The sequence below is a fragment of the Sphaerochaeta sp. UBA5849 genome (genome assembly GCA_002432715.1).
Lineage (GTDB): Bacteria > Spirochaetota > Spirochaetia > Sphaerochaetales > Sphaerochaetaceae > Sphaerochaeta.
Genome location: DJGJ01000029.1, coordinates 22,673 through 46,753 on the forward strand (window position 1 = coordinate 22,673; position 24,081 = coordinate 46,753).

At 52.0% G+C, this 24,081-nt stretch carries 22 protein-coding genes, 5 tRNA genes and 1 other RNA gene; 10 read left to right on the plus strand and 18 right to left on the minus strand.

Features of this window, described 5'->3' with window-relative positions:
• The first annotated feature begins 301 nt into the window (after positions 1 to 301).
• Positions 302 to 1,153, plus strand: coding sequence for a sensor domain-containing diguanylate cyclase (locus tag B3K89_RS04445; RefSeq protein ID WP_293891465.1), 852 nt, complete (start codon positions 302 to 304; stop codon positions 1,151 to 1,153).
• Positions 1,154 to 1,163: 10 nt separating this feature from the next.
• Here the strand turns inward: B3K89_RS04445 and ffs are convergent.
• The 6 genes from ffs to B3K89_RS04475 form a co-directional block, all read right to left on the minus strand.
• Positions 1,164 to 1,262, minus strand: an RNA gene (gene ffs, locus B3K89_RS04450) — signal recognition particle sRNA small type.
• Positions 1,263 to 1,274: 12 nt separating this feature from the next.
• Positions 1,275 to 1,359: transfer RNA gene (locus tag B3K89_RS04455), tRNA-Ser, on the minus strand.
• 45 nt (positions 1,360 to 1,404) lie between these two features.
• Positions 1,405 to 1,492 (minus strand) — tRNA-Ser (locus tag B3K89_RS04460).
• A 32-nt stretch (positions 1,493 to 1,524) separates the two neighbouring features.
• Positions 1,525 to 1,598, minus strand: a tRNA-Arg gene (locus B3K89_RS04465).
• Positions 1,599 to 1,618: 20 nt separating this feature from the next.
• Positions 1,619 to 1,705 (minus strand) — tRNA-Ser (locus tag B3K89_RS04470).
• Positions 1,706 to 1,744: 39 nt separating this feature from the next.
• Positions 1,745 to 1,829, minus strand: a tRNA-Ser gene (locus B3K89_RS04475).
• Positions 1,830 to 1,998: 169 nt separating this feature from the next.
• Between B3K89_RS04475 and B3K89_RS04480 the strand changes: the two genes are divergently transcribed.
• Positions 1,999 to 3,405 carry a M28 family metallopeptidase gene (locus B3K89_RS04480; protein WP_293891468.1) on the plus strand — a complete coding sequence of 469 codons (1,407 nt, stop codon included), beginning with the start codon at positions 1,999 to 2,001 and terminating at the stop codon, positions 3,403 to 3,405.
• Here B3K89_RS04480 and B3K89_RS04485 read toward each other — a convergent pair.
• Genes B3K89_RS04485 through B3K89_RS04495 form a run of 3 tightly spaced genes read right to left on the minus strand, consistent with a single transcriptional unit; the run spans position 3,392 to position 5,820 of the window.
• Positions 3,392 to 3,991 (minus strand): IMPACT family protein, encoded by a 600-nt coding sequence (locus B3K89_RS04485; RefSeq protein WP_293891471.1) that lies wholly within the window; start codon positions 3,989 to 3,991, stop codon positions 3,392 to 3,394. The genes B3K89_RS04480 and B3K89_RS04485 overlap by 14 nt on opposite strands.
• Position 3,992: 1 nt before the next feature.
• Positions 3,993 to 4,898 (minus strand): aldo/keto reductase, encoded by a 906-nt coding sequence (locus tag B3K89_RS04490; protein WP_293891474.1) that lies wholly within the window; start codon positions 4,896 to 4,898, stop codon positions 3,993 to 3,995.
• Positions 4,885 to 5,820, minus strand: a complete 936-nt coding sequence (locus B3K89_RS04495) for an NUDIX domain-containing protein (RefSeq protein ID WP_293891477.1) — start codon at positions 5,818 to 5,820, stop codon at positions 4,885 to 4,887. The genes B3K89_RS04490 and B3K89_RS04495 overlap by 14 nt, the downstream gene beginning before the upstream one ends.
• Before the next feature lie 115 nt (positions 5,821 to 5,935).
• Between B3K89_RS04495 and deoC the strand changes: the two genes are divergently transcribed.
• Together deoC and B3K89_RS04505 are read left to right on the plus strand one after the other, a co-directional pair.
• A complete protein-coding gene (gene deoC / locus B3K89_RS04500; RefSeq protein ID WP_293891480.1) occupies positions 5,936 to 6,604 on the plus strand; it encodes a deoxyribose-phosphate aldolase in 669 nt (222 codons plus the stop codon).
• Positions 6,591 to 7,733 carry a thymidine kinase gene (locus B3K89_RS04505; protein WP_293891483.1) on the plus strand — a complete coding sequence of 381 codons (1,143 nt, stop codon included), beginning with the start codon at positions 6,591 to 6,593 and terminating at the stop codon, positions 7,731 to 7,733. The genes deoC and B3K89_RS04505 overlap by 14 nt, the downstream gene beginning before the upstream one ends.
• 219 nt (positions 7,734 to 7,952) lie before the next feature.
• Here B3K89_RS04505 and B3K89_RS04510 read toward each other — a convergent pair whose 3' ends face one another.
• Positions 7,953 to 8,831, minus strand: a complete 879-nt coding sequence (locus B3K89_RS04510) for a sugar phosphate isomerase/epimerase family protein (protein ID WP_293891485.1) — start codon at positions 8,829 to 8,831, stop codon at positions 7,953 to 7,955.
• A 55-nt stretch (positions 8,832 to 8,886) separates the two neighbouring features.
• On the opposite strand from B3K89_RS04510, the gene B3K89_RS04515 reads away from it, so the two are divergent.
• Positions 8,887 to 10,248 (plus strand): glycoside hydrolase family 28 protein, encoded by a 1,362-nt coding sequence (locus B3K89_RS04515; RefSeq protein WP_293891487.1) that lies wholly within the window; start codon positions 8,887 to 8,889, stop codon positions 10,246 to 10,248.
• Between the two features lie 75 nt (positions 10,249 to 10,323).
• Here B3K89_RS04515 and B3K89_RS04520 read toward each other — a convergent pair whose 3' ends face one another.
• The 5 genes from B3K89_RS04520 to B3K89_RS04540 form a co-directional block, all read right to left on the minus strand.
• Entirely contained in the window at positions 10,324 to 11,424 is a 1,101-nt protein-coding gene (locus B3K89_RS04520) for an ABC transporter ATP-binding protein (protein WP_293891490.1), read from the minus strand.
• A gap of 11 nt (positions 11,425 to 11,435) precedes the next feature.
• Positions 11,436 to 13,673, minus strand: coding sequence for an ABC transporter permease (locus tag B3K89_RS04525; protein WP_293891493.1), 2,238 nt, complete (start codon positions 13,671 to 13,673; stop codon positions 11,436 to 11,438).
• A 79-nt stretch (positions 13,674 to 13,752) separates the two neighbouring features.
• The gene (locus tag B3K89_RS04530) at positions 13,753 to 14,841 is read right to left on the minus strand and encodes an ABC transporter substrate-binding protein (protein WP_345907122.1); all 1,089 of its coding nucleotides are present in this window, start codon (positions 14,839 to 14,841) and stop codon (positions 13,753 to 13,755) included.
• Positions 14,842 to 14,970: 129 nt separating this feature from the next.
• Positions 14,971 to 15,822 (minus strand): GNAT family N-acetyltransferase, encoded by an 852-nt coding sequence (locus tag B3K89_RS04535; protein ID WP_293891499.1) that lies wholly within the window; start codon positions 15,820 to 15,822, stop codon positions 14,971 to 14,973.
• A 72-nt stretch (positions 15,823 to 15,894) separates the two neighbouring features.
• Positions 15,895 to 16,857: a bifunctional 4-hydroxy-2-oxoglutarate aldolase/2-dehydro-3-deoxy-phosphogluconate aldolase gene (locus tag B3K89_RS04540; protein WP_345907123.1), complete on the minus strand. Its 963-nt coding sequence runs from the start codon at positions 16,855 to 16,857 to the stop codon at positions 15,895 to 15,897.
• Between the two features lie 130 nt (positions 16,858 to 16,987).
• On the opposite strand from B3K89_RS04540, the gene B3K89_RS04545 reads away from it, so the two are divergent.
• From B3K89_RS04545 to B3K89_RS04555, 3 genes are all read left to right on the plus strand, one after another.
• Positions 16,988 to 18,025: a sugar kinase gene (locus B3K89_RS04545; RefSeq protein ID WP_293891505.1), complete on the plus strand. Its 1,038-nt coding sequence runs from the start codon at positions 16,988 to 16,990 to the stop codon at positions 18,023 to 18,025.
• A 188-nt stretch (positions 18,026 to 18,213) separates the two neighbouring features.
• Positions 18,214 to 18,546 (plus strand): cupin domain-containing protein, encoded by a 333-nt coding sequence (locus tag B3K89_RS04550; RefSeq protein WP_293892044.1) that lies wholly within the window; start codon positions 18,214 to 18,216, stop codon positions 18,544 to 18,546.
• Between the two features lie 132 nt (positions 18,547 to 18,678).
• On the plus strand, positions 18,679 to 19,302 hold the full coding sequence (locus tag B3K89_RS04555) for a DUF2202 domain-containing protein (RefSeq protein ID WP_293892046.1): 624 nt from the start codon (positions 18,679 to 18,681) through the stop codon (positions 19,300 to 19,302).
• On the opposite strand, the gene B3K89_RS04560 is transcribed toward B3K89_RS04555, so the two are convergent.
• Entirely contained in the window at positions 19,291 to 20,610 is a 1,320-nt protein-coding gene (locus B3K89_RS04560; protein WP_293892048.1) for a lysophospholipid acyltransferase family protein, read from the minus strand. The two genes, B3K89_RS04555 and B3K89_RS04560, sit on opposite strands and share 12 nt — an antisense overlap.
• Positions 20,611 to 20,628: 18 nt before the next feature.
• Here B3K89_RS04560 and B3K89_RS04565 point away from each other — a divergent pair, with 18 nt between their 5' ends.
• Both B3K89_RS04565 and B3K89_RS04570 read left to right on the plus strand, forming a co-directional pair.
• The gene (locus tag B3K89_RS04565; protein ID WP_345907124.1) at positions 20,629 to 21,837 is read left to right on the plus strand and encodes a DUF6930 domain-containing protein; all 1,209 of its coding nucleotides are present in this window, start codon (positions 20,629 to 20,631) and stop codon (positions 21,835 to 21,837) included.
• Between the two features lie 9 nt (positions 21,838 to 21,846).
• Positions 21,847 to 22,818 (plus strand): AEC family transporter, encoded by a 972-nt coding sequence (locus tag B3K89_RS04570; protein WP_345907125.1) that lies wholly within the window; start codon positions 21,847 to 21,849, stop codon positions 22,816 to 22,818.
• Here B3K89_RS04570 and B3K89_RS04575 read toward each other — a convergent pair.
• Together B3K89_RS04575 and B3K89_RS04580 are read right to left on the minus strand one after the other, a co-directional pair.
• Entirely contained in the window at positions 22,765 to 23,100 is a 336-nt protein-coding gene (locus B3K89_RS04575) for a cupin domain-containing protein (protein WP_345907126.1), read from the minus strand. The genes B3K89_RS04570 and B3K89_RS04575 overlap by 54 nt on opposite strands.
• 15 nt (positions 23,101 to 23,115) lie before the next feature.
• Positions 23,116 to 24,081: Gfo/Idh/MocA family oxidoreductase (locus tag B3K89_RS04580; protein WP_345907127.1), on the minus strand; the 966-nt coding region annotated here is incomplete at its 5' end.

Below are 24,081 nucleotides of genomic sequence, written 5' to 3' on the forward strand. Positions count from 1 at the left end.
AACCAATCATCTTCCGGCTCGACTCCGATGTTCCATACATCAGGCTCCTTTGCAGGCGAGTATGGTTCATGTGCAAGGTTCCCTGTTTTTAGTAGTACATGCTGATATCGAGTTGGCAATCTGAGAAAGACCGAGAAAAATACGTATGTATTTGGTTGTCTTGCATACGAATACAAAATGACGATTTTTCGTCGGTTCCCTTCGATTACCCTTGCACTGGCTCTCTACTTGTTTTAGTATCTGAAGTCGAATTACACCTCAGCTGTGCTTCTGAAATGTCAACTACACAAGGAGACAAACGATGAGCCATGCCCTGGATTCGACATGGAAAGCCTTGGTTGAGAACCTTCCTGACGGAGTATGCTATGTCAGCATGGAAGGTATAGTCTTATATGCAAACAGAAGCTTTGCGAGTTTGCTTGGATTCTCCTCCCAACAGGTTCTTTTCGGCCTCTCCCTTCTTACCTTCATGCATCCCGATTATCATGTTCCCATGGAGGATTTTCTGCACAGGATACTCCAAAAGGACAAAAGTCTCTCCGCCATACAAGTCCAAATCCTCGGCTCTGATGAGAATCAACGGTGGATGGAAATACGCTGGATCGATATACCAGTCGAAGAGGGGGCCTTTCTCGTGGTTCGCGACCTGACCAGTTATAAAACCCTGCAGGAGGAACTGCTGTTGCAAGCTCTTACCGATGAGCTGACTGGTCTGTACAATCGCAGAGGTTTCAAGATGATGGCTGAACAGGAACTCAAGCATTGCCACCGGCTCAAAACCGAAGTCGTGCTTTTAAGCATCGACATAGATACCTTCAAGCAGATCAACGACACCTATGGGCATGATGAAGGTGATCGAGTGCTCAAGTTGGTGGCGAAGACGCTGGAAACAAGTTTTCGTTCCTCCGACATCATCGGTAGGTGGGGCGGCGACGAGTTTTTGGTACTTGCCTTGGATGCCCCGAGCGGAACCGTCGACCTGTTGGCTGCACGTTTCAAGCAAGCCTTATGTGACATCAGCCAACGTCAAGGTCTTCCGTGCATGATTGCGGTCACCATTGGGAGTGCGTTCAGCAATGCGAAAACCATATCCTCTTTGGAACAGCTTATCCAGCAGGCTGATAAGGCCATGTATGCCAATAAGCGCCGATAAAAGAAAACCCAGCCAACAAATCGCCTGTGTCTCATGGACAATTCACTTACCGCTGCTACCTTCCGGTCCTGACGGGGTTGGGTGAATGTCCATAGCACAGAATCTGTTGACTGGGAAAAAACGGAGAAGGGGGGATTCGAACCCCCGGTGCCTTTCAGCACACACGCTTTCCAAGCGTGCACCATCGACCACTCGGACACCTCTCCAAGGTACAAGAGAAACAGCATAATCCAAAAAATAATCCAAGCTATCGGAGAGAGAGGGATTCGAACCCTCGGTACCGTCAGACGGTACAACGGATTTCGAGTCCGTCTCCTTCGACCACTCGGACATCTCTCCCGGTGATTATGACCGTAAAACAAAACGCATGATGAGACCAAGAGGATTCGAACCTCCGACCCTCAGTTCCGCAAACTGATGCTCTATCCAGCTGAGCTATGGTCTCAAATATGTAAAAAAACGAAACGGAGAGGGGGGGATTCGAACCCCCGGACCCGTTACCAGGTCAACTCCTTAGCAGGGAGCCCGATTCGGCCACTCTCGCACCTCTCCAACTAACAAACAACAGAAAGCAAAAGGCAGATATACAAACGGAGAGAGGGGGATTCGAACCCTCGGAGACTTGCGCCTCAACGGTTTTCAAGACCGCCTCCTTCGACCGCTCGGACATCTCTCCAAAAAAGACATGACAACAAGCCACGTGATTTTCCGGCTGCTTAGCTATCAATCGGGTTTCAACTATAGTCAGTGGTCATATCTTTGTCAAGAACCCTGAGACGAGAAAAAAAGGCAACAGGTGTCTATTCATTGACAGTAAAACATACACTTGTCATCATAGTACAACTATGAGCTTCTTTCTATTTCGCAAACGCAGCAAACCCCCTTCGCTTGCACCTGAACAGCAGGAGCATAGAAGACAGAAAATTGAGACTTTGAAAGCAGGTCGCCTTGCTGCGCTTACTCTCTCTTTCACCAATGAGCTGATTGAAAAATACGGCCCTCGTCTGGCTGGAAGTGACGCTTCAAGGCAGGCGGCACTGCAGATACAGGCGGCCTATGAGCCGTTCTGTGACCAGAGTGAAACCGAGGTGGTGTGCATCGACACCACATTTCACTCGTTTCCCCTGCAGCTAGCCTTGTATCTCTACCCCGTCATCCTGGTGCTTCTCCTGATAGGATTGCCTTACCTCGGCCTCTTGCTGTTTCTTGCCTACCTCTGGTATGCAGCAAGAACGCTATATTTCTACAAACCCCTTGGAAAGCTGAGCAAGCCAAACGTAGAAGGGGTGAATGTTCATGCGGTTCTTGAACCGCAAGGGGAAGTGCGGCATACCCTGCTCTTCACGTCCCACCATGACAGTGCACCGCTTTTTCGCTACAACAAGCTCGATCGAATCTCGTATGCCAAGAAAGTAGCCCTGCCGATTCTGCTTTTTTTCCTCTCCGGCTTATTCAATGCCATGCACCTGATCACCGAATTGCTGGAAGGCAGGCTCTTTGCCTTCTCGCTTCCTCCCCTTGGCATGGGAATCCTCTGCCTTCTCCTGTTGGGTGCAACGCCGTTGCTGTTACCCCTGAAAAACTTCTACTTGCAGGAGGGTTCTCCAGGGGCGGGGGATAATTTGGTGTCGGTCGGAATGACAGTACAGCTTGCCCGGTACTTCCACTGGAAGAAGAAAAGCTGCAATGACCCCCTCTCCCACACACGCCTGGTCTTCTGTTCCTTCGACGGGGAGGAGAGCGGGCTGGAGGGATCGAAAGCATGGTATCAGAAGCATAAGGAAGAGATGAGCGGATCGCTCGTATTGAACTTCGATGCCATCTATCATGCAGACAAGCTCACCTTCCTTGAACGTGACATCAACGGGACGCAGAGGCTCTCCAGCCGCTTGGCCCGACGTTGTGTGCAGATCGCCAAAGACATGGGGTATGAAGCAGTCAGCGAGTCGATTCCCCGGCTTGCAGGAGGGACCGATGCAGGGCGGGCAAGTCTTGCAGGATTGGAGGCAACCACACTCACCTCTGTCGCATGGGACGATCGAACCAAGCCGTCGGTCTACCATACAGCCAAAGACGTAGTCTCGGCAATTGATGCCAAGGCGGTGGAGATGGCCTTGTCGATAGCCATACGCTTGGTGGAGCTTGTCGACTCCGACCGTTTATGGGAGGTTGATGAAATGCAGGGACCGGCAAAGAAAGAGGTTGAGAGCGAAGAACCGGAACTGGTTTTCACCAAGCTTACCCATCGATAGGATTGAGCGTGCAGCTTCCGTTGGAAAGGTTGTAAATGGTTGATGCACACGAGGCAAACGAGGAAGAAGAAAGGGTGCCCGTCAACGTCACCTCGACTGCGAACTCTTCTGAATCGATGACCGCTTGAGCCTCGATCAATTGCTTCTTGATGGGCTCATACAAATGATAGGGCATCGATATATGAAATGATGTCTTATCGATCAAAGCTTCGGTCTTGATGATTTTCAATACTTCCTTGACGCTGTCGGCATATGCTTTCACCAAGCCACCGGTGCCGAGCAGCGTACCACCGAAGTAGCGGACGACAAGAACCAGGATATTGGTGACACCGCTTCCCTTCAGTACTTCCAAGGCGGGCCTGCCGGCGGTATTCTTCGGCTCATGGTCGTCACTGTAGCTGTACAGATCGCCCTTCGGCCCCAACACAGCTGCATGCACGACATGATTGGCACCCGGATGCTGTGAGCGGGTCTGGTTCACTACTTCCTTGATGTGAGACAGGTCGGACAGCGGACATGCGATGGCGATGAAGCGTGATTTCTTCACCTCGATTTCGCACGTTGCTTGTTCCAAGAGTATCTGCATCCTACCACCTATGTCCGAAATAGTTGTCCCATGAAGAGGGTGCACACGAAGTAAGTGCTTCGGCCCTTTCATCCAACAACGAAATCTCCTCTTCGTCAAGTTCAAGATGGGAAGTGTAGATCAGCTGCCTCAGCTGCTCTTCGTTTCTAGATCCCGCCACAATGGTGGAAAAACCTTGGCTTCTTGCCCAAAGGAGGGCGAGTTGGGCGCTTGTACATCCTTTACGCTCGGCAAGGCGGGAAAGCAAATCCAGAAGATTGCGATAGTGTGCATAGGCCTCAGGCCGAAATACATAGAGGTCCTTGCGCCCGTCCTCTGGAGGGCTCGGATGGTTGCCGCCCAACAAGCCAAGACCCAGGGGACTGTATCCTACCAGGGCCATCCCATGATCGTGGGCATATTGGCGGTATTGCGCGATCGAGCGGTCCCAGAGAAGGGAGCAGGGAATTTGCAGGACCGTGATAGGAAGGTCTTCCAATTCCCTAAGATAGGAGATCGGGATGTTGCAGGCTCCTACCTGCCTGACCAATCCTTCCTTGATGAGAGAGCAGGCGGCACTCATGACGGGTTTCAACGCAAGCCTGCTGCTCGGCCAGTGGAGATAGAGAATATCCAAGTAATCGGTCTTGAGGCGGCCAAGGCTCTTCTGAACATCGATGCGGACCAGCTCCGGCTTTTTGGGCATGAACTTGGAGGCCAGCTGTACCTGATCCCTGGTCTGTATGACGGAGGAAAGCAGTTGTTCACTGAGTCCGTTCCCATACGATGGGGCGGTGTCGAAATGGCGGATGCCGGCCTTCAAGGCGAGTTTCAGGACTGCGCGGCTTGATCTTTGGTCCTGGTCAATCCAAAACCTATGGGAAGGTCCGAACTGCCAGGTGCCCAAGCCCAGCTCACTCTTGTTCATCGTCCTCTTCAAATACGACGCTCTTGTCCACCATGGTTTGACCGTCGAAGATGAAGAAACCTTCAAACTTCTTGCCCTCCAATGCACTTGGCAGCCAGTGGATGTCGTCCTCCCACATCTTGTCGTAGGGGATTTCGCTGACAGGGCACCAGAAAGGACGGGCCTCTTCAGTCTCCTGCATCTCTCCTAAGTAGGTATCTGTGAAGTAGACATACCCTCGTTCACTCAGCCCGTCGCGGAATTGGAAGTTGAGTTTTCCTACCAGTTTTAGGTTGTCCACTTCCAGATGGGTTTCTTCCTTGAATTCACGCTTTGCAGCCTCCAAGGCGGTTTCGGTCTTCTCGATATGACCTCCGGGAGCGTTGACCAGACCCCGGCCCAGTCCTGTCTTCTTGTCGATCAAGAGGACTTGGTCATCCTTGAAGAGGTAGGTGATCACACAAACCTCCTTCGGCTCCCACAGGTCCCAATCGATCTGGTCGACGGACTTTGCATCCTTGTCTGTATCGTCAACAACAGGTTCCTCAAGGGTTTTTGCCTTCTTCTCTTCCTCTTTGGCAGCCTGTTCGGGATGAGCTTCGTTATAGCAGCTTTGGCAGAGATTGTCGTCATGGCCGATGACATGATTGAAATCCAGACGCTTGTTGCACGATGCACAATGGAGGCGGAAGGGAAGGGCCTTGTCCCTGAACACATACAGCAGGACTATGCAGACGGCCAACACAAGCCATGCCCAGTTGTGGTTCAAATCCCTTGCCAGAATTGTCACCACCCCTACTTCAAAGAGAAGGAGGAGGGAGGCAAGGTAGATGGTCGCGAACCGTTTTTTCGTGGTTCCCGGAATTTTTCGTTGGGCAAAATTGAGCAAAAGGATGGCAATCAAAGCCCAAGTATAGTATTGTTCGATGGTTTGAAGAATCATGGTGCTAGGGTATAGCGTGCTCCTCCCTTCGTCAAGCTTGGGATGCTATTGTCGTTGCTTGCACACTCTTTTTGGAGTAAGCTTGCAGTAGTACCAGATGCTTTGGAGGTTGCCAATGAAACAACAAGATGATATTGCCAAGTATATCGACCACACGGTGCTCGCTGCCACTGCGACTCGCGACAAGATTGAACAGATTTGCAAAGAAGCCGACCAGTACAAGTTTGCATCCGTTTGTGTGAACAGTTGTTGGGTTGCTTTGTGTGCCAAGCTCTTGGAAAAGAGCGAGGTGAAAGTGTGCACCGTGGTTGGATTCCCGTTGGGCGCCATGTCCAGTGAGAGCAAGGCCTACGAGGCCAAGAAAGCCGTATTGGCAGGTGCTGACGAGGTTGATATGGTCATCAACATCGGCTACCTGAAGAACCATGACGATGATTTGGTGCAGGATGACATTGCCATGGTGAAGGCAGCCTGCGGCAATGCAACGCTGAAAGTAATCATCGAAACATGCCTGCTCACCGATGAAGAAAAGGTTCGAGCCTGCAGGCTCGCCAAAGCAAGTGGTGCAGACTTTGTAAAGACTTCCACCGGGTTCTCAACCGGAGGTGCTACGGTTGAGGACATCAAGTTGATGAGAAAGACTGTCGGCCCTGAATTGGGCGTAAAAGCTTCCGGTGGTATCCGCACCTATGCCGATGCCCGTGCCATGATCGATGCAGGGGCCACCCGGATCGGAGCTTCGGCCGGTATTGCCATCGTAGAGGGGCAGCATGGGGCGAATTGAGCAGAAAAGCGGGGGAACGGATTTTCTCAAGAGCTTGGGCTTTCCTACCTTGGATGTCCACGATACGTTCTCCCATTTTGATTTTACCCTGCCCGGACGACGGGTCCTGTTGATAGGGCCCATGGGCTCCGGGAAAACAGAATTTGCAGCCCGCGTCTGGAGGGATGCCGCCATTGCCCAAAAGAAGGGTGAGCGGGTCAGGAAGTTGACCAGCAGCGGTGAAGTGGACCGGCGCAAGGTGTTCTTCATCCGTTCCGAAATCGATGGCGCACGCTTTACCGAGTATCCTGAGGATGCCCTCTGTTATCGCAACGGGTACGTAAGTTGTGGTCGGAATATCGCCAAGATTCGGGACTCTTTCGGGCTGGAGCAGGTGTTGGCCGACAATCCCACAATTGGTACGTTCATTATTGATGAGGCGTCCTTCTTTGACGAGCGGTTGGCGTATGTGGTACGCAACCACAGCTATGAGCGGGGAGTCATGTTCATATTCCCCACCTTGATCCTCAACTTCAGGAGGGACTTGTTCAACTCCACCGCCCGTCTGATGTTGGACATCGCCACCGATGTCATTCCCCTTACAGCCTACTGCGAACACTCCGATTGCATCAACGATGCATTTTATACCTATCGGTATTATCAGGTGGACGGCAAGGAGTGTCCCGCTCTCTACTTCGATCCCCTGATCATCGTCGGCGGCGATTCCCACAAGGACAGCTCCTTGGAGCCCAATTACGCTGCCAGATGCGACGAGCATCACTATCTGCCTGGCAAGGAGTACACATTCTTCCATCTCAAACCCCTCGGAGAGATGGCCGCCCGCGGGGAGGAGAAGCCCCTGCTTGCCGAGCTTTCCGCCTTGAAGCATGATATCGAGCATTCAATGCTGTATCAGAACTTTTGCGAGCGGTACAAAGGGAAACAGGACGAGCAGATTTTTTTCAACGCACTCAAGCCGCAGAATATTGCAGAGAAGGCGCTCATTTTCCTGTTCTGCGAACAGAACCTGGTGCCCGAGGAGCTCTTGCTTCGTCTGGTCTCCAAATTGGATCTCGATACCACCTATCTGTCCAAGGTGCTTGCAGACAATAAGCGACCGGTCTCATTTGCTCAGCCCCTCTTGTTCTAGTGGCCTGTAAATCCTATTTCTTGAATTATCTTCGGCACTAACGCCGGGCAACTGCGTTCTCCTCTGTCAGATATCGCAGATATCCTCTCCTTCTTGGCCTTGCTGCTCGCCGTTTTCGCTCGAAGCTATTATACAAGTACTTGACTTTACAACCCACTGAAGGGCTGTAATGTACAAAAACATGTCACAAAAGAATCTTGAGCGCTACCAAGGCATACATCAGTATGTACGGAGGAGCGCCAGCGTCTCGCGTAGGGTGGAGACGGTCAAGTCCTCAAGCAGGGCGGGTACTTCGATGTTCCTCCTCCTGAGTTCGGAGAAGAGGAATTTCCAGTCGAGCACCCCTTGTCCTACAGTCAGGTCGCCGATCTTGAAGCCTTGTTCGTTGAGCCGGTAGTCTTTTACGTGGATTGCAGCAATCTTGGAGCCGAAGGCGTCAAGGGCGCTGCAGAAGAAGTCCTTCTGTGCCTCAAGGGAAGGTGCTGCGCGACAACTTCCATCCTGTTCAGGAATGCCGATCCAGGGAACCAGGTTGGTAGGGTCGTAGATGACTCTCAAGTGGGGTGTGTCGAACTTTTCCACCAAATTCGCCATACGCTTGATGGTGCTGATGGTGTGCTGTTTGCTTACTGCCTCCACCCCGACGATGGCATCGTATTTGACAGCTGCCTCCAAAAGGCGCTCGATACTTCGGTAGAAGACATCAAGCACCTTGGGATCGGCGGTACCGTGGTTGTAGGAGCAGTCGGGTGTCAGCGATCCTGTTTCTGTTCCGACCAAGGGGCAGCCAAGAAGCTTTGCGTACTTGAGGTGGTTTTCAAACCGACGCAGATGCTCGTCCCGTACCGCCTTGTCCGGGTGTACTGGGTTGATGTAGCAACCGAAGACACCGACGTAGGAGCCGTGTGCAGCGAGTGCTTCGCGGATTGATACGATGAAATCCTGGGTGTATGCATCGGCGTTGGGGGCTTGCTTGAGGACCTTCTTGAGGGCCAGCTGGATGGGAACGGAGCTTCCGTACCTGCCGACCTCGACGGCGAGTTCCTCGATGGTGTTGAATGTGCCCAGATCATGGGCTCTGAGTCCTATTTGTTTCATGGTTCGAATTGTAGGTGCTAGAATCGGAAAAGTAAAGGAATGGGAGGAGAGTGAGATGAGAGAGTTCACGTTGAGAAGCTTCAAAGCCGTAGGCGATGGCCTGAATAATGATAGTGAAGCCTTTGCAAAGGCTTTTCATGCGCTGGCCGATGGGGGTGTTCTTCGCATCGAGGCGGGGACCTATCTGACCGGACCCTTGCATATCAGGGCCAAGAATCTGGTTGTCGAGATGGAAAGAGGTGCTGTAATCCAATTCATCGATGATGAAACCCTGTATAGGCCGGTCTACTCACGGTGGGAGGGGGTGAACTGTTATTGCATGCATCCCTGCCTGCTCATTGAGCAGTCCGACGGACTTCTCATCCGCGGCGAAGGAATCCTTGATGGAAACGGCCGCCGGTGGTGGGAAGCAGCGAATAGGAAGCGAAATACCCAGAAAGGGCCGGTATCGCCCTTGGAGCATGAACTTGCCCGCCTCAACCCAGGCTATGAGAGCCAGAGCGGAGGCGGAGGAGGGCGGCAGAGCCAATTCCTGCGTCCTCCCTTGGTGCAGATCCTGCACAGCAACAATGTGAAACTTGAAGGGCTGACACTACAGAACAGTCCATTCTGGACGCTGCATCCGTTATACAGTACCAATTTGGTGTTCATGGGCTTGAAGGTGCTCAATCCCAAGGATGCACCCAATACCGATGGCATCGATGTCGATTCCTGCCGGTTTGTCACCATCAAGGACTGCCTTGTGGATGTCGGTGATGACGGCATAGCGCTGAAGAGCGGCAGCGGCCCTGATGGGGTTGCCACCAATGCGCCTACAACCGATATTCTCATCGAGGATTGCACCGTCAAGAGCGCCCATGGAGGGGCTGTCATCGGCAGCGAGACGGCTGCAGGCATCAGGGATGTGAGGGTAAGGAATTGCTTGTTTGATGGAACCGACCGGGGGATCAGGATCAAGACCCGAAGAGGCCGCGGGGGGGTGATTTCCAATCTACACTTCGATTCGGTTCGCATGAGGAATAATCTCTGTCCCCTCACCTTGAATATGTACTATCGCTGCGGCAGTCTCGATAGGGAGGATTTCTCCTTGGAAAAGAGAGAAATCACTTCTACAACGCCCAGTATTGAACGCATTGTCATTGAAAACTGCACCAGCGAGGATTCCACCTCTTCGGCCGCCTTCATCGTAGGGTTGCCGGAGTCCCCGATCAGGGACTTGGTGATCCGCAACTGCAGCTTTACCGTAGCAAAAACCGGACTCACACCGGTTGATGAGAGCGAGATGTATGAAGGTCTTAGCGAGCCTGAAGGGCGGGGTATCAGGCTGAGGAATGTAGAGCTATCTGTTGAGAATGTGCAGGTAAAAGGGGTTGAGACTGCCTTGGTTGTCGAGGATGGGGTTGAGCTCAAGAGCTAACAGGAGCCGTGTATTGCATGGTTTTGTACTAAGAAAACAGGCTGCCGATGGCAGCCTGTTTCAAGAGGAGAGCTCTTACGCTTCATCCTTGTTAAGCAATCGTACACGATCTGCTGTGAAGTCGATGGAAACATCCTCTCCTTCCTTGAAGACCTTCTTTGCATGGGGATCGTCGATCTGGACAAGAACCTCTCCAAAACTGGTGCTGACAAACGCTTCCAGGCTGTGCCCGAGGTAGACATTCATCCGTACCTTGCCTTCAATCTTGCCCTGCCCGCTCTCGACAATGCGCAGCGATTCCGGCCTGGCCATCAACACAGCCTCAGAACCCACCTCAACATTGTCGGCAGACCGTTCTACCAGAACATCCTTTCCTCCAAGCTCGCACACCCAGGTCGTCTTCTCATGCTTCTTGACCTGTACCGGAAAGAAGGCTGCCTTTCCTACAAAGCCTGCAACGAAGCGGGAGTTAGGATCCTCGTAGACCTCACTGGGCGATCCGATTTGACGGATATACCCGTCCTTCATGACCACGACACGGTCTGAAAGGCTCATGGCTTCAACCCGGTCGTGGGTGACGTACACAGCGGTGATGCCCAACTCCTTCTGAATTTTCCGGATTTCAACGCGCATCTGCTCACGCAACAGTGCATCAAGATTGGACAAAGGCTCATCAAGCAGGAGAACCGATGGGGTGACGATGAGGCTGCGGGCCAGGGCGACACGCTGCTGCTGTCCTCCTGAAAGCTTGGAAGGAGCACGGTCTCCATAGGTGGCAAGGCCAACCAGAGCCAGTGTTTCGTTCACCCGCTTGGTAATCTCCTCATGAGGGACTTTTCTCAGCCTGAGGCCGTAGGCGACGTTGTCGAAGACCGTCATGTGAGGGAACAGGCCATAGCTTTGGAACATGGTGGCGGTGTCACGCTTGTTCGGAGGCAGCATGGTCACTTCCTCATTGCCGATATAAATCTTACCCTCGGTGGGAAGCTCAAAGCCTGCAATCATGCGCAAGGTGGTGGTCTTGCCGCAACCAGAGGGACCAAGAAGGGTTACCAACTCGCCGGGCTCGATGACAAAGTGAGAATCATTGACTGCAATTACGTCAGCCTTTCCTTTTACATCCTTGAATTTCTTGGTTACATGCTCAAGGGTTACCGATACACTTTTCTTTTCCATGAATCACCACCTTAGCGGGTTGAGATAGTTTTCTGGGTGAGCTTGTCATCACGGACCACGACCTGCATCAGGGCCCAAACAGAGAGGACGATGAAGATCAGGATGGTTGACAAGACGCTGGCAAGACCGAATCTGAGGTTTTCAGAGAAGTTGAAAATCAAGACGGTCAGGTGATTCCAGCGGGCCGATATCAAGAAAATGATGGCGCTGACTGCAGTCATGGAGCGTACGAAGGTGTACGACATACTGCTCAGGAAGGCTGGTCGGATCAACGGGAGAACAATCGTGCGGAAGACGGTGGGAACATCGGCTCCCAGGTCTGCGGCCGACTCCTCGATGGCCGGGTCGATCTGATGAAGGGCTGTGATGCCGTTCTCAAGGCCGACAGGCAATTCCCGGATGATGTAGTTGATGACGATGATTGCTCCGGTACCCACCAAAAGCAGCGGCTGCTTGTTGAAAGCCAACACATAACTGATGCCGATCAAGGTGCCCGGGATGGCGTATGGAGTCATGATCAGCATCTCCAAGAACCGTTTTCCCGGGAACTTCTTTCGGACTATCAGCATGGCGCTGAGCATGGCAAGCAAGCCTGCAATCGGGGTGGCGATGGCCGCCAGGGTGACGGTATCGCGGATGGATGTCCACCCTCGAGAGAGGGCTTCCCCCCAGTTTGCCAGGGTGAAGGAGTAATCGATGCCCCAGTTTACGACAAAGCATCCTGCAACGATGGTTAGATAGAGGGCTCCAATGAAGCCAATGAACACCCATGAGCCGATCTGGAGAGCCATGCGTACCGGTTTGTTGGTCAGCTCGGTGAGGTTGGTGGATGGCTTGCCGGTAACCGTTACGTAACTCTTCTTCGACACCCAGTTGCGCTGGATGAGGAAGGCCGTAAGGGTGGGCATCAACAGGATGAATGAAAGGGCCGATCCTGCTCCGAGGTTGCTGCGCCCTGTTACCAACATATAGGCTTCAGTCGAGAGCACCCGGTAGTCGCCGCTGAGCAGCAAGGGGTTGGCAAAGTCGGCCAGGGAGTTGGTGAACACCAGCAGCCAGGCAGAGAGAATGCCGGGGGATGAAAGGGGCAGGGTGATCGACTTGAAGGTCTGCCATCTGGTGGCGCTGAGGTCCAGCGAGGCATCCTCGACGGTGGAGTCGATCTGCCTGAGCACTCCGCTGATCGTCATGAATGCGATGGGGAACATGCCGATGACTTGTACAAGAGTCAGCCCGCCCAATCCATAGATGGAGGTGTTCAGATGGAGCAGCTGCTTGCTGATCAAGCCATTGTTTCCAAAGAGCAGAATGATGGAGAGCGACAGGGAGAAGGGAGGAGAGATGACCGGCATGGTGGCCAAGGTGGTCATCAGTTTCTTCTGCCTGAAGCTTGTTCGTTCGATGAGGAAGGCGAACATGTATCCCACCAAGGTAGAGATGGTAGCGGTGAGGATGCCCAGTCTGAGAGAACCCCATAGGGCAACCAAATAGGTGGGAGAGAGGCTTTCCTTCCAGGTTTGCAGGCTGAAGACGCCGTCCTTCATGAATGAGAGACGTAGTGCCTCGATCAGGGGATATGCAATGAAAACTAGTACGATGGCAAAAAGACCGAAGACCATGAAGCCTGTCATCGGGTCTCGGGTGAAGGTGAGAACCAGCAGGATTCCCAAGAAAACAACAGCTGCCGCAATGAAGAGGGTCTTAAGCAGGTTGTTGAACCCGGTGGCTGTGCTGGTGGGGACCAGGATCATGACTGCTCCGGAGACTTGGTAGCCGGTTTCATCGATGACCGGGACAAAGTAGACCTGGCTGTCGGTCACCTCAAAGCTGTTGGCATCCGGATCGATGCTGTAATCTGCTTTGTAGGTGGAGCCAAGGCGCATGGGCTCGAGATAATACACACTCTCCAGGGCTTTCTGGAATTCAGCATTGGGTTTGTTGGCATCAAATAGTGCACGGGTTGTTTGTGAACCGGTAAGAGGGACAAAATCGAAGGTGAGTTCATCAAAGGTCAGATAGAGGGCACGAGAGCCGGGGATGATGTCCTTGACTGTGGGAATCCACGCCTCATACGCCTCATTGGTGCTCTCTTCGGGTACTGTTTGGGCGAACAGTTCGATTTCATTGAAGTTCCGCTGCTCTTCATAGCTCCTGAAGTTGGAAGAGAGCGTACTGTACATCCAGAAATCTGCCAGCAGGAATATCAGTGCCGCAGCACAGAACTGAAGGATGCGTTTTTTTGTAAACATCGAATCATTCCGTTGGGACTACACACCCTGCAAGGGTTGCTTGCAGGGTGGTAGGAAAAGCCAAATTACCTGAAGGTAATTATCTCTTGTTGCCGATTTCGTTGGTCCAGCGGTCAAGCAACCTGGTCTTGTTTACATTGTCTCCGTCCCAAGCCATATCCTGATTGACGGTTTTAATCTCGGTGATGGAGAGGGCATCAGGATGCTTTACTGCACCTTCTGCCACCAGTACCACATACCACTCGGTGAATGTTGCTTGTGCAACGGGGCTGGAGAGGATCCAGTCATACAGCCTCTTGGCATTGACAGTATCCTTGCCGCCCTTTACCAGGGACATGGAAGCCAGCTCATAACCGGTTCCTTCGCTGGGAGCGGTGATGACAACAGGAGATCCGGCAGCCTTGAGCTTGACCTGGTCGTGTGCATAGCCGATGGCGATGGGGATCTCTCCGGTTGCTACGCTCTTGCCGGGTGCAGAGCCGCTCTTGGTATACTGGTCGATGTTCTTGTCCAGCTCTTTCATGTACTCGATCATCTTGTCCTCGGTGCCGAAGATATCAAGGATTGTGGTCAACACGTTGTAAGCGGTACCGGAGGAGTTGGGGTTTGCCATGCGGATGTAACCCTTGTACTGGGGCTTGAGCAGGTCTGCCCAGCTCTTGGGAGCCTCAAAACCAAGTTCCTTGGCACGGTCGATGTTGGTTACGAAGGTGAGGGGACCAACATACAGTCCGATGAAGTAGTTCTCTGGATCGCGGAACTGAGCAGGAGTCTTGCTGGTATAGCGGCTTACGTACGGAGTGGTCAAACCCTTGCTCTTTGCAGTGATGTGGTCCAGGCCTACACCGCCGACCCAGATGGATGCCTGGGGATTGGCAGATTCAGCTTCCAAACGGGCGACAGCTTCACCACCGCTTAAGCGGACAAAGTTCACCTTTATGCCGGTCTCAGCCTCGAAGAGCTGAAAAAGCTTTGCAGCAAGGGGTTCCTCAAGGGTTGTATATGCGTTGACGCTGCCGGTGCCGGCGGCAGCCGGGGCAGCTGCCGGGACAGCTGTAGGAGCAGGAGCAGGAGCAGGAGCCGCAGGAGCAGCTTCCTGGCCGCCCTGTGCAAACAGAGCAGGTACGAGCATGACAAGTACGAGCAGAATTGCAAGTGTTTTTTTCATTCTTTCCTCCAAATTGCATTCCGTCATCCACATGGATGCGGTCAAAAACAAAACGTGATAGATAATGCTAAGCCGTCGCAACAGAGCCGTCAAGCTAAATGCAACCAAGGGCCAAAACGGTTCACATTATCACAAAATCAGTCTATGATAGTCGACTCGGCTGGTGGTTCTGAACCCAAGTGTCTGGTAAAGGGCAAGCGCAGGAGGATTTTCAGAGTCCACTTCAAGTTGTATAGCTTCTGCCTCATTGAAGAGATAATCGAAGGCAAGACTGAGCATCCGCCTTCCCATGCCTTTGTTCCTGTAGGCATGGATGATTCCTACTCCGTGAAGTTCCCACACTCCATCTTCCATGGCTGCGTTCAGCACCCCGAGGGCTTTGTCCTCAAACCGATACAGGAACGTTTTTCGGTCTGCTTGGGAGAGCAGGTACTCCAAGGTATGGGAGCTTTCCTCCCTATCTTCTTCAAAGGAATCGCTTATTACTGCAATGGTGTCCTCTTTGTTTTGTGCTTCAACCAACTCAAGGGTGCCAATATGCTCCTTATTCATCCAATGCTGTTTTTCAAGGACCATCACATATTCGCTGCGGTCGAGCTCGGGATATCGTTTCTGCAGATACGAGAGGCCGCTTTGGCTGTTTTGTTCCCGTTGGAAGAGCGCTTGGTAGAATGGGTATGCTGTATATACACAGATGGCATGCTCCATCAGGAGGGTGAAATGCCCTTGTCTGCGATGCTCGGGGTGGGTGAAGCCATTGAACTCCACTTCCTTGCGGCCGGGAAAGAACGCACAGAGGAAGCTGATGAGTGTGTTGTCTTCATACCCGAGGAAAAAACAATCCAGGTCATTGTATACATTCATTGCAGAGGAGAGGAATACACGATTTCCCAAACCTTCGGGAAGGTAGGAGACGTCCTGCAACGTTTCAATCTCTGTGACTTGCTCGTCTGTAAGCGTATGGCTTTGTATAATTTTCATGTGCTTACTGTAAACAAGAAAACGCCGGCTCTGCTAGATGAGAACCGGCGTTTGACCTACGTTTTTCAGGAATCAGGCCTTGATCAAGTGTACCGCAAAACCGCTGAACTCCTGCTGGATGTAGCAGACCTTGATCTTGCCCTTTGCATCACGGGTGATGGTCTCTTCATTGACCGTAAACCCATGGCGACCCAGGTAGGCAAGGGTGCGCTCGATATCGAAGCACTTGAAACCGAGGTGTCCGAGCCTTCCATAGTACATCTTGGGCAGGACCTCGATGGTGGTATTCAGGAATGTGGAACTGTTGCCGACTTTCTTGACCATGCCGAAGGCCTCGAGGGCTGCAATGGTTTTCTCAGCTTCGGCGGCATTTTCGTTGTTGATGCCAAGGTGGGCGAACTCAAGACCCTGCAGGGTGACTACCGCTTCACTGCACAGTGCTGAAATTGCATCCCAGTTTTCTGCTTCGATGAGCTCGGGCTTTACCATCCAGGAGCCGCCGACTGCCAGCACGTTGGGCTGCTTTGCATAGGAAGCGAGATTTGCCAGGCTGATACCGCCGGTGGGCATGAACATCAGGTTGGGGAAGGGGCCTGCAAGATTCTTGAGCATCTCGACGCCGCCGCTTACTTCAGCAGGGAAGAACTTGAGGGTGGAGAGGCCGCGTGAGAGGCCTGCCTCGATATCGCTGGGCGTGCAGACACCGGGAACGATGGGTACATTATTCTCAAGGCACCAATCGACAACGGTTGGGTTGAAACCCGGAGAGACAATGAATTTGGCACCGGCTGCAACAGCTTTCTTTGCAAAGTCGAGATTGGTAACCGTTCCGGCTCCCACCAGCATCTCAGGAACTGCTGCGGTGATTTGCTTGATGGCCTCTTCGGCGGCTGCAGTGCGGAACGTGACTTCAGCGCAGGGGAGCCCACCCTTTACCATGGCCTTGGCAAGCCCTACAGCCTTGCCTGCATCATCGATTTTTACTACAGGTACCAGACCGATTTTGTGAATTTGTTCAAACAGTGCTTCGTGCATGGTTTCACTCCTTTATTTCAATTATGAAACGTTGTTTCAAAATAATATTGACAGACCCAAGCATACCCTCTATGATTCCAAATAGCAAGAGGCTGTCAGTATTCCTGTCAAAAAAATCTAGGAGGCTTGTATGGGTAAGAAATATGTAACGTTTGGTGAGATTATGTTGCGGCTCAAGAGTCCTGGACATGAGCGCTTCTTCCAATCTCCTCTCTTGGAAGCGACGTTTGGAGGCGGCGAGGCAAACGTTGCGGTTTCCCTCTCCCTGCTGGGCAAGGACGCAAAGTTCGTAACTGCTCTTCCTGCCAATGCAATCGGCGAAGCCGCCGTCCGCGAGGTGAGAAAGTATGGAGTCGACACCTCTTCGATCAAGATGACCAAAGGCGGCCGCGTCGGTATCTACTTCTTGGAGACCGGTGCAAACCAGAGGCCGAGCAGCGTAGTGTACGACCGCGCGGAGTCTTCTATTGCTTTGAGCAAGCCCTCCGATTTTGATTTTGCCTCAATTATGGCAGACGCGCACTGGTTGCATGTGACCGGCATCACCCCGGCTATCAGCCAGGATGCAGCCGACAGCTGCCTTGTTGCGATGCAGCAGGCAAAGAAGGCCGGGGCAACAGTCTCCATTGACCTGAACTATCGCAAGAAGCTTTGGAATTACGGCAAGAAGGCCCCCGAGGTAATGCGCGAACTGGTCAAGTTTGCCGATGTAATCGTGGCCAACGAGGAAGACATCCAGAAGTGCCTGGCCATCGAGGCCAAGGTGGATGTGACCACCGGCAAGCTCGATATCGAGGAATACAAGGCTCTGACGGCAGAAGTCAAGGCCCAGTTCCCCAACATCAGCGTGGTTGCCGTCACCCTGAGAGAGAGCAAGAGCGCGGATCACAACGGTTGGAGTGCAGCACTCAGCGGAAAGAGTGGGTTCTATCTCTCCAAGCGCTATGAGATCACCGATATCATCGACCGTGTCGGTGGTGGTGACTCCTTCTCCGCCGGCCTGATCTATGCACTCAGCGAGTATGGCGACGACGAGCAGTATGCCATCAACTTCGCAGTTGCAGCTTCCGCTTTGAAGCACTCCATCGACGGTGATTTCAACCTGTCCACCAAGGCAGAGGTGGAAGCCCTGCTCAAAGGGGATGGAAGCGGACGCGTGCAGCGCTAAGCATCATGTGTTTGTATTGGGGAGTGTTGTTATGACACTCCCTGTTTTGTTTGTGAGCTAAGGCCGGAATTAGTGCTGAACGGTTCATTGTGATATGAGATTACCAAGTTTTGAATTGATGGGTATTGAAAGTTGCAGCATCCTTTATCATGCTGATCGTAAGAGTTTTATGAATCGGGAGAAGTACCATGAATACTGTAGTATTTGCTGAACATGCAACCAGTGAGTCGGTGGGTGAGGGTGTTTCCAGGAAAATCCTGGCGTACAATGAAACCATGATGCAAGTCGAGGTTATGTTCGAGAAGGGCGGTATTGGTTCAGTCCATACCCATCCCCATACTCAAGTGACCTATGTGTTGGAAGGTTCCTTTGAATTTACCGTTGCTGGGAAACCCGTTGTTGTTAACAAGGGGGATGCTCTTTTATTTGCACCCAATATACCTCATGGTACTGTCTGTCTTCAGAAAGGAGCCGTTCTGGATGTGTTCACCCCCTGTCGAGAAGACTTTCTCAGGACTTGATTTCACAAAACGTTTCAGTGGAGTTGATGGCTACTGTCTTTACCCAACCTTTACCTGACATTCTTGATGCCTGTATCCAGTATCGGTATTGTTGACTCAGATTATGATTACAACAATCTAAAGGAGTTACATATGTACAAACATACAAGCATCATGGTTTTGGCATTGGTCCTGGTTTCTTCGTTTACCCTCGCGGCACAGCCGATTGAAGAGGTGCAAACAACAACGCCGGTAGCGGTTCAGGCTCTTACAGAAGAACCCGGCTCGACCGCAGAGGGGCTTCTGTATATGCGTGAGGAAGAAAAACTGGCCCGCGATGTCTACATCGCCCTCTACGAGAAATGGGGTTTGCGGACATTCTTAAACATTGCAGAGTCTGAACAGCAGCACATGGATGCCGTTGGAGCACTGCTTGCAGCACGCAATATTGAAGATCCTGTTGCAGGCTCTGATTTCGGTGAGTTCAAGAATACCGATTTGGCCGCCCTGTACAGTTCCTTGGTGAGTCAGGGAATGCAATCTGCTTCTGAAGCATACAGGGTAGGGGCCATCATCGAGGATTTGGACATCTATGATTTGAAGGAGTACCTTTCAAAAACCACCGATGAAGCAGAAATATGGGTCTATACCAATCTTTTGAAGGGATCGGAGAACCATATGCGCACCTTTACCAAGCAGCTGGAACGGTACGGCATCACGTACACGGCTCGTTACATCAGTGATGCAGAACTCCAAGCCATCCTGTCAGGAAGGTGATTGAACAACAGCCTCCAACACACTTGGCGGGGCGACTTCCTGCTCCTTGCTGTAAAAGGCGAATAATTCCTCGGTTGCCAGAGCAATTTTGGTGACCGAGAATTTTTGTTCCTTCGGATAGATGTAGTACGTATCTTCCAGGGTGGACAGGTCGATGCAATCCCCCTTGCCGAAGTACTCATACTCGATATGGCATGAGTACATCGACAGGGGTGTCTTGGCGAGCAGGAACCCCTCCTTGCCGAACATTCCCTCCAGCTTGAATCCTTGCATGTCGTGGATCAGCAGAGCTTCCCCGAGGGGAATGTATCCCTTTGCATTGGGGAGGGCTTCTACATATACTTTGGTTTTCAGGTTGTAGGTTCCCCCCTCAATCTGGGCGCGAACCTGCTTGCGTTCGAACTCATACCAATCGGGGATGTGGGAGAATTCAGTGACCAAGTCTTTTTCATCATCGGCCTTCTGTACGGCCTGCAACTCACCATACTCGGTCATCTCCCACGCTTTATGGCAGGCTGAGCAACCGATGCGAGTCCCTTCGCTGTATGTTGTATACTCGCTCAGGCAGTGGGGACACTGATACAGCGGCTTGTGCAGGCCTTCGGCACGCTTTGCGTAGCTGATACGGATCTTGTTCTCCTTCTGCCACCGGTATTCATCGTACTCGAAGGCTTTCCTGATTGCTGCATTGATGTGTGAGACTGAACTTTTTGCCAAATCTTCCTTGGTGAACAGCAAACTGTAATCGGCTTCGATACGGTTGCCCCTGTCCTTCAAATTCCATGCAGGACTGCTCAGATAGTGCCCATGCATGTTGAGCATGACTACCGGCACCCCCAACAGCTTTGCCATCTTCCCCAGAGAGTCAGGCAATACTGCGGTGGTGCCCACCAAAGAATACCGTGCCTCCGGGTACAGGGCTAGAACGTCCTTGTTGACGATAAGTACTTCTCGAATCTGCCGTATCAACTGCAGGTCGTTGGTAAACTTTCGTTTGCAGATGCCGCCGGCGTTACGCAGCAGCCACTCACGCTTGAGAAAGCCGTCGATGGCGACCACATAGTTGGCCCGATATGGAAAGAGGGCTGCGGTGGTGACTTTGAAATCGATGAATGCATGGTGGGTGCACAAGAGTAGAAACGGGGGTTTGATCCCTTCCATGTTGATACGGTTGATTTTCAACCGATGAGCCCACACAGTAGGATAACTCAAGAGCCAAGTCACCGGCCGCAGGTAGTGGCGCTGGCGTATGGGCTTTTTCTTCATATCGAATCGCTTGGCTTGCTGCAGTTTCTCAAATCCTGTCATCAAGAGCCATCCTTTAGGATGATATATACAGTATGGTACAGTCTGTCGATAACCCTGGCAAGTCCCAAGGATGAAGCCATTGGACAAGGGCCGGGATTTTTGTATGATGGACCGATGGAGAAAATTATGGACACCCATACCTTATACAGTCTTGCCAAGGTCTATTCCGATGCCGCCGTATCCTCTGTATTCTCAGAGAATGATCTCATCTGTGTCATTGCCGAGGATAAGACGCCCTACTATGTTTCCCTTGTCGACGCCACCTTTGCCGCCTACCGAGGGGAAAAAGGACTTACCGGATACCTTGCTCTCTCCCTTTCAGACGATGAAAGCGACTCCTTGGAGTACTTGGAGATGGAACAGGTGCAGGAGTGCCTGCTCTGTATTCTCAACAACTCAAGGGAGGATATCGAGGATGCCGATTACCAAGCCATCGTAGAGAGCGGAGTCTTTTTCGAAGATGGCATGTACCCCCAGTTCCGCAGCAAGCTGCAGTATCAATATCCATGGTACATCGAGCAGGATGAGGCCAAAGATCTCATTCTTATCTTTCGCGCCTTACTCTTTGCAAAAGAGTACTTTGCATCCTATAAGAAGACGAGCAAGACAAACTCGTTCTCTCACTGGCTGGACTCTCTGAATCTCAAGGAGAGTGGGGGCAAGGAGTATATTCCCTGTATTGAAGAGCAGGACGGGGCATTTGTCGTGACAGCAAAGATTCTTCAGGATGAATCCTATGGATTCTCATATCCCCAGGCGTTTTTCACCAATGAGGAGAAGCAGCGGTACTACAAGCGCATGCGCTCCAAGCCTGGAAAGATTCTGTATACCGCCACCGGCATGCTTCCCGAACCAATGTTGGGAGAGAATGGCGCGCGACCGCTCTTTCCGATTTATCAGTTGATCTATGACCCCCAGGACCATCAGATTCTCGACATCTTCATAGTGGAGGACTATGAAAAAGAGCATGGAGCCTTTATCAGCCATCTGCTGGATATCTTTGAGAAAGCAGGAAAACCCCAGGCCATCCACTGCTTTGGCAAACGCACGCTTCCGCTCCTGGAGAAAATCGGCCCCCAGATGGGAATCATGGTGGTTGATGGCGGGAAGAATGAGGAGATTGACTCGATTCTCATGGATATGATGCATGCCTTGTTCACCGAAGACGAGCATGAACATCACCACCATGGGGATGGTTGCACCTGCCATCACGACCACGAAGAATAAAGGCCAAGCATGATATTCTCAACCGCTTTTTCGGTCCTCTTTCCCTTGTTCGCAAAAATCGCCCTTGGGTATGGTATTCGGAGCCTGAAGATTCTATCCGAAAAAACACTGAAGGAGATGAACAACGTGGTGTTTCGTGTCTTTTTACCCACGTTGCTCTTTTCAAACATCTACAAGACCGACTTTTCAACCATCACATCTTTCAATTTATTGTGGTATTCGGTTCTTTCCTTGATTGTGATGGTGAGCTTCTATATGCTGCTTATCCCCCGTCTGGAACCGGAAAATGCGAAGCGTGGAGTGCTGGTGCAGGGGATTTGCCGAAGCAATTTCATTTTCTTTGGAATGCCGATGGCCGCCACCTTGTATGGGGGAACCAGTGCAGGCATCGCTTCCCTGATGGTCGGTATCGTGGTGCCAATGATCAACATGCTCAGTGTCATTATCTTGGAGTATTTCCGGGGTAATAAGCCAAATCTAAAAAACATTCTCAAAGGCATTGTTCTCAACCCGATTGTAATCGGGGGAGCACTGGGGCTGCTGTGTGCCATTGTCGGCATTAAGCTGCCTCCAAGTCTTGAAGGGGTTATCTTTGAAATTGCCGACATTGCAACCCCGCTTGCATTGGTAATCCTCGGAGCCTCGGTGACATTCTCTTCTGTGAAAGTAAACAGGAAACCATTGATCATCGGTATCCTCAATAGATTGGTAGTAGTTCCTGCAGTAGGTATTACTATAGCAATCTTGGTAGGCTACAGAGACCTCGAGTTGATTCTCTTGATGGCAATGTATGCCNNCCATGGCTCAACAGATGGATGGAGACGCAGAACTGGCGGGACAGATTGTCGTGTTCACCACCGCCTTGTCCCTGCTCAGCTTGTTTTTCTGGATTTCGCTCTTGATGGCCTTGGGATACTTCTAGGCCGTTTACTGGTCACCCCGCTCGGGAACAATGCAGATGAAGACAAACTTCTCATCTGAAGCATTGGAGACCTGGTGGTCGGCGTCATCGGGGACATAGGCCACCGAACCTGCCTTCAACGGATAATCCTTGCCTTCCATGTACAGGTTTCCCTTCCCATCGACTGCATAGATGATGTGCTGCCAGGGGTGGGAGTGGCGGGGAGCCTTTCCCCCTTTCTCCAGCGTAAACATTCTCATCACATGGTCTTTCCAGCCCTCCTTGGGACCGACCAAAACCTGCTTGGTGATATATTCGGAAATCTGTTTTTTCTCGATGAGGTCGCGATGTGATACAAACATGGTGAAATCTCCTCTCTAAAGTCTGTCGATCAGGCGGTCCAGAACAAAATCGGTTCTAGCCCCGGACTCTCCGGTACTGGGACAGGTCCCGTTGCCGAGGAGCTGGTCCACAATGGTCTGGATAAGCGGTTGGGCGACATGCTGGGGCGGCTGAGGGACGGCAATGGTCTGTACACCCTTTTCAGTTGCAACGGTAATGGGTTGGGCAATATCGAGTACGGAGTAGGAAATTCTTGCCTTTTCAAGGTAGATATGGGTGACATCTTCGTCCTTGAATGTATTGAAACACCACAGTCCGGTACCTGGAACTCCCTGCTCGGTCTTGAAGTGCCCGTACACCAGATCATCTGCATGATAGGCCCTGCTCTGGTTGAGTCCTTCCCCGCATGCTTCGACAATGGGGCCGAACATCCAGTCGATGAGGTCCAGTGCATGCGAGCCTACATCATGGAACTTCCCTCCCCCGGACACATCAGGGTGCACCCGCCAGGTTCCTCCGCCTTGCTTGTCCTCTTCCTTGATGGACTGCTGCATGAAAACATGCACAGCTCTTACATCCCCATACTGTTGGCTGTCTATCATGCTCTTGATCATCAGGTACTTGGGAAGTGCACGGCGATAGTAGGCACTGAAAAACGGTACCCCTTGTTGTTTGCAAAAATCGACCATTTCCCGGCTTTGGGACGAAGAGATTCCCAAGGGTTTCTCGCAGTACACCGGTTTGCCGCTTTGTGCGACCATCAGAGCATATGTGTAATGGGAGTCGGGATGGGTGGCGATATAGACGGCATCCACTTCCTGGTCATCGATGAGGTCTTGGGCGTTGTCGTACCATTTGGGAATCCCATGGCGGAGAGCATAGTCACGGGCTTTTTGGGGCGACCGGCTTGTGACGGCAACCAAGGTGGACCCCTCGGCTTTCTGAAATCCCGGGCCGCTCTTGACTTCAGTGACCGAACCGCACCCGATCATCCCCCAACG

Bases quoted from the DNA above. Each gene is read 5' to 3' on its own strand.
- B3K89_RS04445 (WP_293891465.1), top strand. From the start codon at position 302: ATGAGCCATGCCCTGGATTCGACATGGAAAGCCTTGGTTGAGAACCTT.
- B3K89_RS04480 (WP_293891468.1), top strand. From the start codon at position 1,999: ATGAGCTTCTTTCTATTTCGCAAACGCAGCAAACCCCCTTCGCTTGCA.
- B3K89_RS04485 (WP_293891471.1), bottom strand. From the start codon at position 3,991: ATGCAGATACTCTTGGAACAAGCAACGTGCGAAATCGAGGTGAAGAAA.
- B3K89_RS04490 (WP_293891474.1), bottom strand. From the start codon at position 4,898: ATGAACAAGAGTGAGCTGGGCTTGGGCACCTGGCAGTTCGGACCTTCC.
- B3K89_RS04495 (WP_293891477.1), bottom strand. From the start codon at position 5,820: ATGATTCTTCAAACCATCGAACAATACTATACTTGGGCTTTGATTGCC.
- deoC (WP_293891480.1), top strand. From the start codon at position 5,936: ATGAAACAACAAGATGATATTGCCAAGTATATCGACCACACGGTGCTC.
- B3K89_RS04505 (WP_293891483.1), top strand. From the start codon at position 6,591: ATGGGGCGAATTGAGCAGAAAAGCGGGGGAACGGATTTTCTCAAGAGC.
- B3K89_RS04510 (WP_293891485.1), bottom strand. From the start codon at position 8,831: ATGAAACAAATAGGACTCAGAGCCCATGATCTGGGCACATTCAACACC.
- B3K89_RS04515 (WP_293891487.1), top strand. From the start codon at position 8,887: ATGAGAGAGTTCACGTTGAGAAGCTTCAAAGCCGTAGGCGATGGCCTG.
- B3K89_RS04520 (WP_293891490.1), bottom strand. From the start codon at position 11,424: ATGGAAAAGAAAAGTGTATCGGTAACCCTTGAGCATGTAACCAAGAAA.
- B3K89_RS04525 (WP_293891493.1), bottom strand. From the start codon at position 13,673: ATGTTTACAAAAAAACGCATCCTTCAGTTCTGTGCTGCGGCACTGATA.
- B3K89_RS04530 (WP_345907122.1), bottom strand. From the start codon at position 14,841: ATGAAAAAAACACTTGCAATTCTGCTCGTACTTGTCATGCTCGTACCT.
- B3K89_RS04535 (WP_293891499.1), bottom strand. From the start codon at position 15,822: ATGAAAATTATACAAAGCCATACGCTTACAGACGAGCAAGTCACAGAG.
- B3K89_RS04540 (WP_345907123.1), bottom strand. From the start codon at position 16,857: ATGCACGAAGCACTGTTTGAACAAATTCACAAAATCGGTCTGGTACCT.
- B3K89_RS04545 (WP_293891505.1), top strand. From the start codon at position 16,988: ATGGGTAAGAAATATGTAACGTTTGGTGAGATTATGTTGCGGCTCAAG.
- B3K89_RS04550 (WP_293892044.1), top strand. From the start codon at position 18,214: ATGAATACTGTAGTATTTGCTGAACATGCAACCAGTGAGTCGGTGGGT.
- B3K89_RS04555 (WP_293892046.1), top strand. From the start codon at position 18,679: ATGTACAAACATACAAGCATCATGGTTTTGGCATTGGTCCTGGTTTCT.
- B3K89_RS04560 (WP_293892048.1), bottom strand. From the start codon at position 20,610: ATGACAGGATTTGAGAAACTGCAGCAAGCCAAGCGATTCGATATGAAG.
- B3K89_RS04565 (WP_345907124.1), top strand. From the start codon at position 20,629: ATGATATATACAGTATGGTACAGTCTGTCGATAACCCTGGCAAGTCCC.
- B3K89_RS04575 (WP_345907126.1), bottom strand. From the start codon at position 23,100: ATGTTTGTATCACATCGCGACCTCATCGAGAAAAAACAGATTTCCGAA.